Here is a 334-nt window from a genome sequence, read left to right as displayed (position 1 = left end):
GCACTGGGCAGGTGTCAGCCCATATACATCGCCTTCCAGCTTAGCATAGACCTGTGTTTTTGTTAAACAGTTGCTTGAGCCTCTTCACTGCGACCCTCGAGCGCTTTGTATCGCATGGATACTAACACCCAAGGGCTCCTCTTCTCCCGAAGTTACGAGGTTATTTTGCAGAGTTCCTTAACGAGAGTTAGCCTGTCCGCCTTAGATTTCTCATCCTGACCACCTGTGTCGGTTTACAGTACGGGCAGTCATATATTAACGTTAGAAGCTTTTCTTGGCAGCGTGGGATTTGCGCATTCATCTTACGACTGTATATTATACCTCAGATATAACT

Annotated in this window: 1 rRNA gene; it reads right to left on the bottom strand. The window is 46.7% G+C overall.

What is annotated here, in order from left to right:
* Positions 1–334 (bottom strand): 23S ribosomal RNA (locus EII23_RS12680); the annotation flags it as partial.

Origin of the sequence: Desulfovibrio sp. OH1186_COT-070 (assembly GCF_003860215.1) — a bacterium.
Taxonomy (GTDB): domain Bacteria; phylum Desulfobacterota; class Desulfovibrionia; order Desulfovibrionales; family Desulfovibrionaceae; genus Desulfovibrio.
This window is presented reverse-complemented; position numbering and strand designations above follow the sequence as displayed.